13 protein-coding genes and 1 pseudogene are annotated in these 15,020 nt (G+C 68.4%); 4 read left to right on the top strand and 10 right to left on the bottom strand.

The genetic code is table 11. From position 1 onward, the window contains the following. Positions 1–45 precede the first annotated feature (45 nt). On the top strand, positions 46–669 hold the full coding sequence (gene mftR / locus FND50_RS12850) for a mycofactocin system transcriptional regulator (RefSeq protein ID WP_005253797.1): 624 nt from the start codon (positions 46–48) through the stop codon (positions 667–669). 38 nt (positions 670–707) lie between these two features. Next, a complete protein-coding gene (gene mftM / locus FND50_RS12845) occupies positions 708–1,532 on the top strand; it encodes a mycofactocin oligosaccharide methyltransferase MftM (RefSeq protein WP_144286022.1) in 825 nt (274 codons plus the stop codon). Positions 1,533–1,537: 5 nt separating this feature from the next. On the opposite strand, the pseudogene FND50_RS12840 reads toward mftM, so the two are convergent. Continuing rightward, a pseudogene (locus FND50_RS12840) lies at positions 1,538–2,826 on the bottom strand (HNH endonuclease). 283 nt (positions 2,827–3,109) lie between these two features. Between FND50_RS12840 and FND50_RS12835 the strand changes: the two are divergent. After that, positions 3,110–3,565 (top strand): hypothetical protein, encoded by a 456-nt coding sequence (locus FND50_RS12835; protein WP_144286021.1) that lies wholly within the window; start codon positions 3,110–3,112, stop codon positions 3,563–3,565. 19 nt (positions 3,566–3,584) lie between these two features. Here the strand turns inward: FND50_RS12835 and FND50_RS12830 are convergent, their stop codons facing one another. Then, entirely contained in the window at positions 3,585–4,055 is a 471-nt protein-coding gene (locus FND50_RS12830) for a DinB family protein (RefSeq protein WP_260850976.1), read from the bottom strand. Between the two features lie 121 nt (positions 4,056–4,176). Here FND50_RS12830 and FND50_RS12825 point away from each other — a divergent pair, with 121 nt between their 5' ends. Next, the gene (locus FND50_RS12825; protein WP_144286019.1) at positions 4,177–4,749 is read left to right on the top strand and encodes a putative immunity protein; all 573 of its coding nucleotides are present in this window, start codon (positions 4,177–4,179) and stop codon (positions 4,747–4,749) included. Here the strand turns inward: FND50_RS12825 and FND50_RS12820 are convergent. From FND50_RS12820 to mdo, 8 genes are all read right to left on the bottom strand, one after another. Beyond that, positions 4,736–6,400 (bottom strand): ABC transporter permease, encoded by a 1,665-nt coding sequence (locus FND50_RS12820; protein ID WP_144286018.1) that lies wholly within the window; start codon positions 6,398–6,400, stop codon positions 4,736–4,738. The genes FND50_RS12825 and FND50_RS12820 overlap by 14 nt on opposite strands. Then, positions 6,397–7,332 carry an ABC transporter ATP-binding protein gene (locus FND50_RS12815; RefSeq protein ID WP_054245409.1) on the bottom strand — a complete coding sequence of 312 codons (936 nt, stop codon included), beginning with the start codon at positions 7,330–7,332 and terminating at the stop codon, positions 6,397–6,399. Before FND50_RS12815 ends, FND50_RS12820 begins: the two co-directional genes overlap by 4 nt. Before the next feature lie 70 nt (positions 7,333–7,402). Beyond that, on the bottom strand, positions 7,403–8,089 hold the full coding sequence (locus FND50_RS12810) for a MadR family response regulator transcription factor (protein ID WP_005253789.1): 687 nt from the start codon (positions 8,087–8,089) through the stop codon (positions 7,403–7,405). Continuing rightward, positions 8,086–9,426: a MadS family sensor histidine kinase gene (locus FND50_RS12805; protein WP_144286017.1), complete on the bottom strand. Its 1,341-nt coding sequence runs from the start codon at positions 9,424–9,426 to the stop codon at positions 8,086–8,088. The genes FND50_RS12810 and FND50_RS12805 overlap by 4 nt, the downstream gene beginning before the upstream one ends. Positions 9,427–9,430: 4 nt before the next feature. Further along, a complete protein-coding gene (locus tag FND50_RS12800; RefSeq protein ID WP_313905314.1) occupies positions 9,431–10,618 on the bottom strand; it encodes an iron-containing alcohol dehydrogenase in 1,188 nt (395 codons plus the stop codon). 139 nt (positions 10,619–10,757) lie between these two features. Beyond that, positions 10,758–12,296, bottom strand: a complete 1,539-nt coding sequence (locus tag FND50_RS12795; protein ID WP_144286015.1) for a MadC family VWA domain-containing protein — start codon at positions 12,294–12,296, stop codon at positions 10,758–10,760. A gap of 2 nt (positions 12,297–12,298) precedes the next feature. Then, positions 12,299–13,405 (bottom strand): MadB family AAA-type ATPase, encoded by a 1,107-nt coding sequence (locus FND50_RS12790; RefSeq protein ID WP_144286014.1) that lies wholly within the window; start codon positions 13,403–13,405, stop codon positions 12,299–12,301. 107 nt (positions 13,406–13,512) lie between these two features. Further along, positions 13,513–14,784, bottom strand: a complete 1,272-nt coding sequence (mdo, locus tag FND50_RS12785) for an NDMA-dependent methanol dehydrogenase (RefSeq protein ID WP_015889849.1) — start codon at positions 14,782–14,784, stop codon at positions 13,513–13,515. Positions 14,785–15,020: the final 236 nt, after the last annotated feature.

Genomic DNA, 15,020 nt, shown 5'->3' with positions numbered 1-15,020 from the left:
TAATGGCATCGAGTGCAGAATGACAGATCGGGAGGGGACGAAAAATTGAGAAGTCGTCGAAAACCATCCAGTCGGATAGGGCGACGCCCGTCCACGACGCAGGATCGGATCAGTACCGTCGGGATCGAACTGTTCACGGAACAGGGGTTCGACGCCACCAGCGTCGACGAAGTCGCCGAAGCGTCCGGCATCGCCCGGCGCACCCTCTTCCGCTACTTCCCGTCCAAGAACGCGATCCCGTGGGGTGACTTCGACGCTCACCTCGCCGAAATGCGCGCCCAACTCGCAGCGCAACCCGACGACATTCCTATCGTCGACGGACTCACCGCAGCACTCCTGCAGTTCAACGCGTTCCCCGCGAGCGAGGAAATCAACCACCGCAAGCGCATGGGGCTGATCCTGCGAGTCCCGGCCCTGCAGGCGTATTCGGTGGTCATGTACGAAGGGTGGCGCAACGTCATCGCCGAGTACGTCGCGAGCCGGCTCGGAACCTCACCTACCGACCATGTTCCGCGGACAGTCGGTTATCTTCTACTCGGCGTTGCGATGTCGGCGTACGAGCAGTGGCTCGACGACGATTCGCTCGAACTGAACGAACTACTCGCCAGCGGAATGCAATCGCTCTACGATGGGCTGAGTTCCCTCGGCGAGCCCGACTCCCGAACCTGACCCACTCCCGCCATCACCTCTCGGCAAGGTTGCCTCGAATGACTTCCACTCTCGACACACCCGCGTTCGACTCTCTCGCACCGTGCGAATCCGGACTGTGGTCACATGGTCACGTCACGGTGGAGCGGGTCGCAGCCGGGCAGATCACACTCACCCGTGACGGCGAGCAGCTGCGGGTGACGCACGCCCTGACACCCGAAGATCTGAGCGAACGACTCGTCGCCTCGGTTACCACGTCCATCAAGGACGCCGACTTCGGTCAGGACGAATTCGAATCGACCATGGTCGGACTGGTCCGCTCCACCGTCGACGGCGCGATCGAAGCGTGGACCGTCTACTACCGCAACTCCCTGAACGAACTGCTCGACGGCACCGCCGACTTCGCACCGATCCACGAGAAGGCAGAACAACTGGTCCATGGCTCCGTCCTCGACCTCGGGTCGTGCTTCGGATTCCTTCCCCTCCGACTCGCCCGCGCCGGCCGGTCCGTCACGGCGACCGACATCCTGCCCGGCACCATGACCCTCCTCGACGCCGTGGCACCGGAACTCGGCCTCGATCTGCGCACCCTCGTGTGCGACGCCGCGCGCGTGCCGGTTCCCGACGACAGCGCCGACACCGTCACCGCAATCCACCTCCTCGAACATGTCGACGAAAACATCGGGGCCGCAGTGATATCCGAGGCCCTCCGCGTTGCCCGCGACCGAGTTGTCGTCGCCGTCCCCTACGAGGACGAGGCAACGGCCTGCCACGGACACATCCGCACCTTCGACACCCCGTCGCTCACGAAGCTCGGCGAATCGACGGGACGCCCCTTCGAGGTGTTCGAACACCACGGCGGATGGCTCGTCATCGACTGCTGACCACCTCACGACGCCCACAGATGCGCCGAGGTCGGGAGCGGCGGCGCGGTTGATCGGTAGTGGTGCCCGGTCGGGGTGCCGAGGTCGATGAGGTGGGTCCGGCCGGGGTTGTGCACCGGTCGGGCCGTCCACCCTGCTGCTTCCTTCGCGTAATTGCAGGCCTCGCACAGTCCGGACCCGTTGTGCACGCTGGTCGCCCCGTGCTGTCGGCGGGAGCGGATGTGGTCGTGATGCCGGATCGGTGCATCACACCACGGCGTACGACATGTGCGATCCCGCAGGTCGATCAGCTTTCGCAGGCTTTTCGGGAACGTGCGGGACTGTGATTCCATCGCCGTCAACGCCCCCGACTGCGGGCACGAATACACCCGCTGTAGCGATGTCTCGGTGTCACGATCGACGGCGTCGGCCACCAGCAGCCGGGCGATTCCGGCCGGCACCGGCCCGAACCCGTGGAACCGCGCGGCCCCGTGCCCGCCGGCCAGCAACGTCTCGTCCGAGAGCACCAGATTCACCGCCGCCGGAACACCACCAGCAGCGGTCTGCCCGGTGCCGCGGTCGAACAACAGATCCGCCATCAGCTGATTGCGAGTCCGGCCACCACTGTCGCCGGTGGCGATCAGACTATCCGCATCCCGACCCAGCGTGGCCTGCAAACACACCGCCTGCTCCACCGGCCTCAACACACTCAGATACGCCATCGAATCCGGCGCGGGGCGTGTCGTGACCCGACGCTCGGACACAGCCTTGCGGTGCCGGGCCACGACCGCTGCGGCGTCGAGTTCCACCGCCAACGCCTTCGCCCGCGCGATCAGACCACGATCGCCGACCCCGTCGAGAATGGCCGGATCCGAGCACAACCGGCGGTCCACGATTCCCCGATCGGCCGCCGACAGGCACGCCGTTTCCCGCACCAACAACGTCGCCCGCCATTCGTTCAACCGCCCGGTCCGCAGCAGGGCCAGGGTGTGCGGCATCTCGTGCACCAGAGCCCGCGCGAAACCCAGATGCCGACCGCCACGGTTCGGAGACTCCCGGCGCGCCAACGCAATCTGCGACGCGATACCCCGGTCCCACTCCGCCCGCGGCAACCCCGAGCCCTGCGGTCCACACGGACACTCGTCGCGACGCCGTCGGCGATCACCGCCTGCACCGCACACCCGACCGACTTCAACGCCTCGATCGCATCGAGCCACTCGATCCCCAACCCCGCGTCCCCACCCGCGGAAACCACCCGCAGCCGCGCCGTGAACGCCCGCAACTCGTCCACATCCGCTGCAACCAGAGCCCCCACGACCAACCTCCCCCAAGGTCGTTCGAAACTTTGTTCGATTCTAGCAACGGAACCCGACCCGAGCAATAGACGGACGGCTCCCACAGGTCCGCCGCACAGGCGCGTTCGACAATCCCCCGACGCCTCCTCCGGTGGGTCCGCCACAACCTCGATCCCTTCGCCTCGGTCGGCGCTCACAGTCGGCACCACGAAGGTTCAGCTAACGAAAACCGATGCCGCAGCGACAGAAGCAACATACGGACCCGATCGTCAGGCGGGGCCGCCGGACCCGAAGGAGTATCCGATGACCCACAGGATCCGCAGGTTCCTCGCCGGAGCGGCCGCATCGTCCGCCCTTGCCGCCGCGGTCGTCGCCTTGGCCGCCGTACCCGCCCAGGCCGAACCCTCGGCCGACTGTCACACCGGCACCACACCCACATCGGGCACCTCGCACTGCACGGCGTACGACGTGCCCGCCGGCAGGACCGCAGTCCACATCGGGACCGTCGAGTGCTTCGGCCTGCCGCCACGGGCGATACCCGGACCCGGCGGGGTCACGCACATTCCGTGGATTCAGGGCTATCGCCGCGATGGCCTGTGGGTACCGACCGGGACACCGTCGACCGGATCGTGTGTCGGGGGGATCGGTGCCCCGTGGTGGGAGGTCGGCGTCTCGACGGGCGCCTTCACTACCTGCGGGCTGCAGGAGGGGATCGTCACCTACGTCAGTGTCGCCTGCACTCCGATCCGCCCCCAGTAGGGCGCACGACCATCAGCGATCAAGGAGTGTGGCCGGCGAGGATCTGCTCGCGCAGGATGTCGGCGTGACCGGCGTGCTGGGCGAGTTCACGCAGGACCTGCAGGTACAGCGCCCACACGGTGCGCTCGCCCCGGCCGTCGACTGTGTCGTCGAGCGCCAGGGCGGCCATGGTCCGCCGGGAGGCGTCACAGCGTTCGGCGTGGGCGTCGAGCACGGATGCGATGGTGTCGGCCCGGGCGAGGGTGAACGACTGGTCCGGGGTGCTCACGATGCCGATCTCCCGGTACGAGCGACCGGTCACAGCCTGGTCGAACCACACGCCCTCGACGTAGGTGACGTGTTTGACCAATCCGAGCAGCGTCGTCTTCGAACGCACCAGACGCCGACGCGCCTGCTCGTCGTCCAGGTCGTCCAGACTGCCGCGCAGAGCGGCCCGGTAACCGTCGAGTAATTCGTCCAACCGGCCGCGGAGATCGACAGTCCACCCCATGCTGGGCATGATAATCACCTCCGAGCGGCCGGCGTGTCGGATCTGCTGAAACCTTCCGCGGCAGCGGCCCGAGCGACGAGCAAGGCGCGGAAATATTACCCCGTTGGTCGAAAATGGAACCATGGCAGGGGAAGCAAGCGAGATCGTTCTGAGCAAGCATGAACTTCGTGAGGTCGTCGCGTTCGCCGCGGCATGTGCGGAGGTGGTGCTCGCGGTATTCGAGGCCGATCAGCCGCACGACTCGCGGCCCCGCGCCGCGATCACTGCTGCGTGGGAGTTCGCGCGGGGTGGTGAGCGTGGGAAATCTCTGCGCGACACAGCGTGGGCGGCGCTCGAGGCAGCCAAGGGCACGGACACTGCGGCTGCGCGCGACGCAGCGTGGGCTGCGATGTCTGCGGCAGGCGCCGCCTATTTGCATCCGTTGCCCAAGTCCACCCAGGTCAAACACATTCTCGGGGCGGGCGCTCACGCGGCCAGAGCGGCCGAGCTCGTCGCCGGTGACGACCGGACCGTCGGTGCCGGACACGTCGAACAAGCTGTGCATCGTGCGACACCGGTCGTTGTCGACGTGCTCGAACGCTTTCCGGCGGCACCGGGTGGCGGTGGACGGGTCGGCGAGTTGATCCGCATGCTGGACACCGACCTGCGGCGCCGACCGTCGACCCAGCCTCCCTGTGCCGCTACGAATTCGTGAGGTCGCGCCGACGGAACAGCACGACTCCGAGCGCACCCACGACGACGGCGATCACCGCCAGCCAGACCAGCGGAGTGGCCGTCACCTCCGTGGCGGGAACAGGAGGGACGTGTGTGAACGGCGACAGATCGCGGACCGCGCGAGGCAGCCCGAGCAGTGATCCGAGGAATCCGAAGATCAGGCAACCCGCGAGCGCACCCCAGGAGAGCCCGGCCGCCCAGGCGGGAACGCCGCCGAACGCCAACACCGCCAATGCCGCGACCACCCCGATCGCCGGTACGAAGACGAGGGCGGCCCCCGTGAGGTTCACGACCTTTCCCGGCACGCCGTCGGTCACCAGACCGTACGCGAGACCGGTCGCCGCCCCGGTCAGCGCCTGCAGGACGACGATGCCGGCGGTGACCAGGCCGATGTGCGCCAGCATCCACCGAGGACGCGAGACCGCTGTCGCGAGAACGGGTTCGAGTCGCCCCGCCGATTCCTCACCGCGCATCCGCAGTAAAGCCTGTACGGCGTAGCCCGCAACCGCGATCGCCATCATGCCGAAGATGGCGGCGAAGTAGGCGTCGACCATGTTCGTCGTGCCGCCACCGAGCTGTTCCATCATGTCGGCCACCTGCTCGCCCTCGCCGAGGAAGTCGTCGATCTGGTCTGCGATCGCGCCGTACACCACGGCGAGGACGACGATTCCGAATGCCCACCAGAACAGGATCGTCCGTTGCATCCGCCACGCCGATCCGACCGCCGTCGGCAGCGAACGGGATGCGCGGGCGGGGCCCGGGCGGGTCGGCACGAGCCCGGAGCCGATGTCCCGGTGCTCCGTGAGGGCGAAGCCGACCGAGCCGACCGCGAGTGCGAACACGGCGGGCAACGCCAGCACCCACCAGGCGTTGTCGTCGTACGGACGGACCTGCTCGGCCCAGCCGATCGGCGACACCCACGTCGGCCAGCCACTCACCACCCGCGTGCCGTTGTCCGTCACGGTCCCCGTCATGTCCCCCACCGCACGCAACAGGAATGCCACGCCCAGGGCGGCCCCGGCGAGTCCGTTCGCGGTGCGGGCACTGTCCGTCACCTGCGCAGTCACCGCGGCGATCGCCGCGAACGCGATACCGGCACCGGCGACGGCCGCGCCGAGCGCCACCGACCCATCCAGTGGCAGACCCGCCGCCACCAGCACCACGACGTTGAGCAGTCCGAGAGCGAGGTTCGCTCCGACCGCGACCACCAGGGCCGCGGTGAGCAGTGCCTTCCTGCCCACCACGGCGGCCTCGACGAGTTCGGCGCGGCCGGTCTCCTCGTTCTGGCGGGTGTGCCGCACGACCAGCAAGGTGGTCATCAGGCCGGCGGCCAGCGACAGGGGCATGACGATCTGACAGGCGAGCACGGCGCCGGCGCTGTACCCCGACACGAGACCGTTGGTGGCCAGCGCGACCGGCGACGCCGCGGTGGCCATCGCGAAACTGCGCAGGTCGGGCTCCGTGGGATACAGGCCGAGCACGCTCGACGCCGAGAATGCCTGCAGCGCGGCGAGAGCGAGCAGCCACACCGGCAATTGGATTCGGTCGCGGCGCAGGGCGAGCCGCACGAGCCGGGCGGTCCCCGCATACTGGCCGCGGCCCGCCGTCGCCGGCGCCGTCACCGTGCTCATGGCGTCCGCGTCCCGGACTCGGCCCGCCGGTGGTTCTCGCCCTCCCGGGCCAGTTCGTCCCCGTAGTGCCGGAGGAACAGCTCTTCCAGTGTCGGGGGCGTCGACGTCAACGACGTGATCCCGAACGTCAGCAGATGGCGCAGCACCCCGTCGATCGCGCTGGTGTCCACCTCGCACCGGGTGTGCAGGCCGTCGACTCGCACGTCGTAGACCCCCTCGACGGCGTCGAGTCCGGTCACCGGCCGCTGTGTGTCGGCGGTGATCGACGTGCGCGTGAGGTGACGCAGTTCCGCGAGGGTGCCAGTCTCCACCGTCCGGCCCTCACGAATGATGCTCACCCGATCGCACAGCGCCTCGACCTCCGCGAGGATGTGACTCGACAGCAGGACCGTCTTCCCCGCGTCGGACATCTCCTCGACGCAGTCCTGGAACACCGACTCCATCAACGGATCCAGCCCGGATGTGGGTTCGTCGAGCACGTACAGTTCGACGTCCGACGCGAACGCGGCAACCAGTGCGACCTTCTGCCGGTTGCCCTTCGAGTACGTGCGCGCCTTCTTCGTCGGATCGAGTTCGAACCGCTCGAGGAGTTCCGCGCGCCGCGGCTCGTCCAGCCCGCCGCGCAACCCCGCGAGGAGGTCGATCGCCTCACCGCCGGTGAGATTGGGCCACAGGTTCACCTCACCGGGAACGTAGGCGAGCCGCCGGTGCAGCGACACCGAGTCGCGCCACGGGTCACCACCCAGGAGGCGGGCTTTACCCGAATCCGCGCGCAGCAGGCCGAGCAGTACCCTGATGGTTGTCGACTTGCCGGACCCGTTGGGGCCGAGGAATCCGTGCACCTCCCCCGTCCCCACCTCGAGGTCGAGGCCGTCGAGTGCGCGGGTCGGCCCGAACGTCTTGACGAGATTCTCCACCGAGATCGCAGCCATGATGGGGACGCTACGCTGGTTCGCGGGTGGCCACGACGGGTTCCGCGGCCCCGGCCGCGACGGGGCCGGATCAGATCAGACCGAGTTTGCCCGCCTCGTACACGGCCTCCGCGCGGCGGCCGACGTCGAGTTTGCGCATGATGTTGCTGACGTGAAATTTCACCGTCGTAGCCGAAATGAACAGCCGCTCACCGATTTTCGCGTTCGACAGACCCTTGGCCAGGAGTTGCAAGACCTCGAGTTCACGCTCGGTGAGCCCGTCCCGCGGCGTCGTCTGCCCGTTGAGCGAGCGGATCACGGCCGACGCGCTGCGTGAATCGAACGCGCTCTCGCCGCGGGACACGGCGCGGATGGCGCGCACCAGTTCGGTGGTGTCGACGTCCTTGACCACGTATCCGCGGGCGCCGGCGTGGATGGCGCGCACGACGAGTTGCTCGTCGAGAAACGTCGTGAGCACGAGCAGACCCATCTTGCCGTCCGCGGCGGACAGCTGCGCGCACAGTGCCAGCCCCTCGTAATCGGAGGCCGCCGACAGTTTCAAGTCCATCAGCACGACATCGGGCGCGACGTCACCGACGACGGCCAGCGCCTCCTGCATGGACGACGCCTCCCCGACCACCTCGAGATCCGGCTCCCGCTCGAGGACCGATCGCAGTCCCTGGCGGAGAATCGCGTGGTCGTCGACGAGCACGAGCTTCACGACCGAGGTGGGGCGGGCGGACCCGGCCTGGTCACGCACCGAGGTTCGTATGGTCATCGGTCCACCTCACTGTCGGAATGTAACGGGATCCGGGCAGCCACCCGGACTCCGCCGATCCTGGCCCGCGCCACTTCGAGAGTGCCGCCCAATTCGGCTGCCCGGGCCTGCATGTTCGCCAACCCGCGGTGGTGGCCGTCGAGGTCGTTGTTCGCCGCCATCCGCAGCATCAGGCGCATCCGCTTGGGGTCTCCGTCTCCGTCGTCGGCGACGGAGAGCAGCACCGAATCTGCCGAATACGTGAGCCGCAGGACGGCGCGCGTCGCGTTGGCGTGGACCGCCGCGTTGAACAGCGCCTCGCCGGCGATCCTCAGCAGCGCGTGTTCCCGGTCGCTGGACAGCTCGGCGGGGGTGCCGCCGACGCGGACGGTGACCGCGAGTTCGTCGGGCATGTGCACCACCCCGAGTTGCTCGAGCATCTCGGGCAGGGACGTCCGGTCGGAGCCGCCGGAGTGATTGAGCGCGTAGATGGCCGAGCGCAACTGCTCCACGGCGCGGCGCGTCAATTCCTTTGCAAGATCGAGCCTCTCGCTGCGTTCGTCGTCCGGGACACCGCTCCGGCACACCTCGATCTGCATCCCCGCCGACAGCACCGCCTGCGTGACGCTGTCGTGGAGTTCGCGCGCGATCCGGTGTCGTTCCTCGTCGAGGACCTGGTGCCGGTGCGCCGCTCCGAGTTGACGCTGGGTGGATTCGAGTTCGACGTTGCGCACCGCGAGATCGGAGGCGGTACGCCGCGCCTCCGAGTACGCGTGCTCGGCCCGCCCGAGCAGCAGCTGGCCCCGCTGGTACAAGGCCGAATTCTGCAGAGCCACGGCGGTCTGGCTCGCGAGGATGCTGAGGACCGCGCCGTCGGTCGTGTCGAGCGTGCGGTGCTCGGCCGTCCAGGCCGCGAAGGCTCCCACGACGCCACCCTCGAGGACGATCGGCACGAAGGCATGGTGCGCGTCGATGACGGGAGCGCCCCCGGTGCGCGCGGACCGGATGTCGGCCAGGCACGTCACGACCTCGTCCGGCAGCGGGGGGCCCTCGACGTTGTCGACGAGGAACGGCGTCGCGTCCGGCCCCAGGACGAGCCGGCGCGGGCCGGCGTCGGGCAGCATGCCGTCGGCGAGGGCGAACGCGACCCATCGCGCGTCCAGGTGCGCCCGGGCCGCCTCGGCGACCGCGCAGATGAGGGTCTCGGGGCCTTCCACCGTGCGGACGAGGGCCCGCGAGATGAGTTCCAGCGCGTGGACCACACGTTCGAGACGTTCTGCGGCGCCACGATATTGGGGGTAGAACGTCGGCTTGCCGGACCGCAGTCCGGTGAGCGTCGACAGGTCCGGGGCGTTCATGTGCTCACAGCGCAGTCCGGAACAGCGCCACCATCTGCTCCTGGGTGGCCGTGCGCGGGTTGGTGGACATGCAGGCGTCGCGGAGCGCGAACTCGGCCAGGCGTGACAGGTCGGCTTCGCGAACCCCCAACTGGCCCAGACCTTTCGGAACTCCGACCTCGCGGGCGAGGCGTTCCACCCGGTCGGCGACCGCCAGCGCAGCCTCCTCGGGTGTTCCGCGACGCTCCTCGAGACCGAGAGCAGCGGCGATGGCGACGAACGGGGTGGCGTCGTCGGTGGCGTTGAAACGGATCACGTGCGGGAGAAGGATGCCGTTGATGACTCCGTGCGGCAGGTCGAGCAGTCCCCCGACCTGATGGCTCATCGCGTGGGCGGCACCGAGGATCGCATTGGTGAACGCGAGGCCGGCTTCGAGACTCGCCTGCGCCATGACGGCGCGCGACTCCATCTCCATCGGCTCCTCGATGGTGCGGACGAGGGTGTCGGTGACCAGCCCCACCGCGCGGAGCGCATGGTGGTCGGTGAGCGGGTTGTGGGCCAGCGACACGAACGCCTCGATGCCGTGAGTGAGGGCGTCCAGGCCGGTCGCCGCATTGAGCCATTCCGGCATGGTGGTCAGCAGCCGGGGGTCGATCACGGTCACGTCCGGTACGAGCGCGCGGCCGATGATGGTGATCTTGGTGCCCCGCTTCGTGTCCGTGACGATGCAGAACTGCGACACGTCGGCGCCTGTGCCCGACGTGGACGGCACCATCACCAGCGGCGGGATCGGACTGGTGGCCTGGTCGACTCCCTCGTAGTCGAGGATGTTGCCCCCGTTCGCGGCGAGTACCGCGATGCCCTTCGTCGCGTCGATGACGGAGCCGCCGCCCAGGGCGACGAGGACGTCGCATTCACCCTCGCGATACGCGTCGTGCCCGGCCGCGATCTCGTGGTCCTTGGGGTTGGGAGTCAACGCGCTCCACACGACCGGGGTGAGGCCCTGCTCGCGCAGCTGATCCTGAAGCTCGGTCGCCCAGCCGGCGTCGATCAGACCCGGATCGGTGACGAGCATCGGCCTCGATCCGCCGAGGCGGAGTACCGCGTGCGCGGCCTCGACCATTGATCCGATACCGAACACGATCTCGGGCGCATGGAATTTGACCAGCCTGCCCGGGGCGGTGGTGCGGGTGGACGGATAGGACACGGACAAGTCGACACTCCTCCCGACACCTGCGTGCATGTGATCCAGATTACAAGACTCTGACCTAGACCCTACGGTCCGGGACGAGCTCCCACACCCACCGAAGGACAGGTACGTACCTACCCGATCGGGTAGGTAGACGGGATCTTCACCGCAACGCGTGCCCCAGCTCGGCGGCGCGGGACATCAGCTGGGCGGCATCCCGCGCGACGACGACACGGTCGCAGATCTCGGCGTACTCCGGCATCGCGCACGACGCCTGGTTCCAGTACCGCTCGGGTTCCGGGGTGATCCAGGCCAGCCGGTGCACTTTGCGACGCAGTTCGGCGAATTCGTCGACACCCGGTGGGAGGCCGTTGCACCGCCCGTCGCCGACGACGACCACCGAGGTGCGGGAGTTCACGTCGGTGCCGAACTCGGTCAGCACGTCGGAGAACACCCGGCCGTAGTCGCTGCTCGCCTCCAGATCGATGCGCGGGTCGGCGAGCACCGACGCGAGCGCGTCGTCGTCGGCCCCGGCGAGGAGAGTGTCCGTGACGTCGACGGGCCGGTCCACGAACGCCAGCACCTGGCAGCGGCTCGCCCGGCGATGCATGGCCTGTGCCAGCCGGAGGGTGAAGGCGGTGACGGGCCGCACCGACAGCGACACGTCCGCGAGGATCAGCACCCGCACCCGGTCCGGGCGGGGCGCCTTCACCATGAGGTGGAAGGGTATGCCCTCGGTCCGCAGGCTCGCGCGCACGGTCCGGCGCATGTCGAGCCGGCCCCGCGCCAGTTCGCGCGGGCGGGGACGCGACGGTCCGCGCATCCGCCGAAGCACCTCGTAGCACGCCTGATTCACTTCGGCACGGGACGTGGCCGACACCGATCCGCTCGTGGTCCCCGGTGCTTCTGCGGGTCCGGCGGTCAGGTCGCGGGCGTCCGCCAGCGCGCCGACGAATGCCTCCACCGCCTCCGCCAGCCGGTTCAGCTGGGCCGCGGTGAGTGGTTCGGCCCCATCGGAATCGGTGTAGACCGTGCTCGGGTCGTAGGCGTCGAGCCACGCGAGAATCGACTCCGGATCGTCCCAGGACAACGATCCGACGACGGCACCGCTCGTCGACGACGCCAGGTCACCGACGGCGGTGCTCGCCGCCCGCTCGACCTCCACCGTGTACGTGACACCGCGTCGTCCGGACTCGGCTTCCGAATCGACGGACAGATCCGCGTCGCTCGACGTCATGCTGACGTCGTCGTCGTCCTTGTGGGGGTTGAAACCCTTCTGCGCTTCGGGGGTGTCGAAGTGGTCGCCCACCTCGGCGGCGCGCTCGTTGTACTCCGCGTACCGGGCGGTCTCCGCGTTGTCCGCCACCTCCAGCGCGGAGGGCAGGCCCTCCGCGAACTCGGTCCGGGACGGTGCACGCACGTCGTCGGGTGCCGCGTCGGCGACCGATGCGAAGAACACGTCGAAGGCGCGGTCGAAACCCGCCTGCTCGTACGTGTACTTCGCGCACACCGCACGCAGCGACGCCCTCAGCGTGGGCAGGTCCCGGCCGCCGATCAGGCCGAACACCCGGCGAACCTCGATGACCTCGGCCGGGGACGCGGCGACACCGTAGCGGCGCAACACCTTTCCGAAGGACGCCGCGAGCACGTCGAGGAGTTGCGCGGGCAGGGACGGGGAGGGGTCGGGCTGCGGGCGGAGCATCGTCAGCGCCTGCCCTGCCGACCCGCGCCGAGGCCGCCCCGGTCGCGGCCGCCGTGCCCGCGGAAGACGGCCGTGGTGGTGTTGGCCGGCCGCGATGCGACCGTCACCCGCTCCACCGGCCCGGCCGGAGCGGTTTCCTCGACGTCCGCCGGGACAGGCTGTTCGCCGGAGAGCCGGTTGCGGACCAGTTCGACGTCGCTGGTGTATTTCAGCAGGGCGGTGAGAAGGATGTCGCGGACCTCGGCCTGCGAACTCACCGCCACTCCCGTCGACTTCAGGACCACCGCCGCCCGGGCCGCGTCGATGACCTCCGCGATGGACGGACTCTTGCGGAGCGGCAACTGCCGCAGCGTGCGAGCCAGATCCACCACATCCGCCGCGACGGCCTCCTCGACCTCGGGGGCCTTGGCCGTCACGATGTCCCGCTCGCGCTGTGGTGTCGGGTAGCCGAGGTGGTAGTGCAGGCAACGACGCTTGAGTGCGGGCGACAGTTCGCGAGTGTCGTTGGACGTCAGGATCACCCACGGCGCCGACCGCGCGGTGAACGTCCCCACTTCGGGGATGGTGACCTGTCCCTCCGCGAGAACTTCGAGGAGCAGCGCCTCCATCGACTCCTCGGTGCGGTCCACCTCGTCGACGAGCAGGACCACCGGTTCCGGCGACAGGATCGCCTCGAGCAGCGGGCGGACCGACAGGAACTTCTCCGAATACAATCCGAAATCCTGCGCGGCCAGGAACTGCGACGCCTCGGCGACGTCGTCGAACGCGGCCATCTTCTCACCGATGCGGTCGCGCAACATCTGCACGTGCAGAAGCTGTTTCGCGTAGTCCCACTCGTACAGGGCCCGGTTGTCGTCGAGACCTTCGTAGCACTGCAGCCGAACGAGCTTCCGCCCCGACGCCTCGGCCAGCGACTTCGCCAGCTCCGTCTTGCCGACGCCGGCAGGCCCCTCCAGCAGCAGCGGGCGCTCGAGCGCGGTCGCCAGGTGGACGACCACCGCGAACTCGTCGTCGGCGATGTAGTCGACCTCGCGCAACGCCTCCTTCAGTTCCGCGCCGTCGGCGAAGCGGATGTCCTCCGGTTCCGGGGCTGTGTGCGGTGCAGTCATGATCGGGGCGTCCGTCCTTCGTCAGCGGTGTGGTGGTGGGAACGCATCCGGGGCGGGGCCGGGCTGGGGTGAGGCGCCCGCCCCGGACGCGAGTCTTCTGCGGTCGGTCAGTACGCGCTGTTGATCGCGTGATCGACCACGGGGAGCATCGACTCGACCGTCACCTCGCGCGGGTTGCCCGGTGTGCACCAGTCGCCCTGGATGTGCTCGGAGATGGCCCGCACGGTCTTCTCGTCGCCGCGGATGGTGTCGCCGCGACCCTCGTACTTCTTCGTGTTCATCTGGTTCTTCTCGTACGAGTCGGTGCGCACCTGACCGAAGTTGTCGGGAATGCCGACGTCCTTCGCCAGTCGGATGGCGGCCTCGACCGCCGCGTCCGCGGCCTGCACCGTGGTGAGGTTGCGGGTGTCGACCCCCAGCGCGCCGGCAAGCTGGGCGTAGCGCTCGTACCGCGACGGCAGGTTGTACTCCCAGACGCGGGGCAGGGCGATGGCGTTGTTCAGTCCGTGGTGGCTGTCGAAGAACGCGCTGACCGCGTGCGAGATGGAGTGCACGATGCCGAGGCCGCCGGAGTTGAATGCCTGGCCGGCGATGTACTGCGCGTTCATCATTCCCTCGCGGGCCTTCAGGTTGCGCGGCTCGAACACGGCCTCCCGCAGGTTCTTCGCGACCAGTTCCACCGAGTACAGCGCGTTGCCGAGCGACGGCGCGAAGTCGAGACGCGACACGTACGGCTCACTGCCGTGCGCGAGGACGTCGAATCCGCAGTACGCCGTGAAGTGCTGGGGGCAGGTGTAGTACAGCAGCGGGTCGTCGATCGCGAGGGTCACGATGGTCGCCTCGTCGAATCCCACCCACTTGTGCGGGTTGTTCATGTCCGACGTGTCGGTGATGACGTACGCCCACGATGTCTCCGAACCCGTACCGGCCGTGGTGGATACGGCGATGTGGGGTGGGTTCTCCTTGTTGGTGGACTTCGCGAATCCCTCGAACTCGTTGATGTTGCGGCCGTCGTGCGCGACCACCACCCGGGCGCCCTTGGCGGCGTCGTGACTCGAGCCGCCGCCGACGGAGATGATCGAATCGCACTTCTCCTTCTGGTAGAGCGCGGCCGCCTCCATGACGTTGTAGTCCTTGGGATTGGACTCGACCTTGTCGTAGAGCACGACCTCGACGCCCTGGTACTCGATCTTGCCGACCAGTTCCTCGATGATGCCCGAGCCGCGCAGGCCGGTGGTCATGAGCAGGGTCCTCTTGAATCCGAGGTTCTTCGCCTCGACGCCGATGATGTCGTGGGCGCCGACCCCCATCAGTGCCCGCGGGAACGGGTGGAATTCCTTGATGGGGAAGTCCCAGATCTGGTTGAGCTCGATGGCCATGGCCGTCTCCTCGATTAGTCGATGTCGGATCTGAAGCGTTGCGGAAGGGGACGCACTCGATGTGATCGGCGTCTCACCTGGAATCCACTGTGACCTAGTTCGGGCCCCGGTTACAGGCCTGCGGGGCCGAACCGTCCGACCGCGGTGCACAAACTGCCCGAACGGGCAGGTGCGGCCGGGCCGAGCCGGAGGGGGCGGCACTCGATAGGATGTCCACTTCACGCGGAGTCCACCCG

Origin of the sequence: Rhodococcus sp. WB9 (assembly GCF_007558985.1) — a bacterium.
GTDB classification, from domain to species: domain Bacteria; phylum Actinomycetota; class Actinomycetes; order Mycobacteriales; family Mycobacteriaceae; genus Rhodococcus_F; species Rhodococcus_F opacus.
Note: the sequence above shows the minus strand (reverse complement) of the source record. Positions and strands in the feature narration are given on the sequence as shown.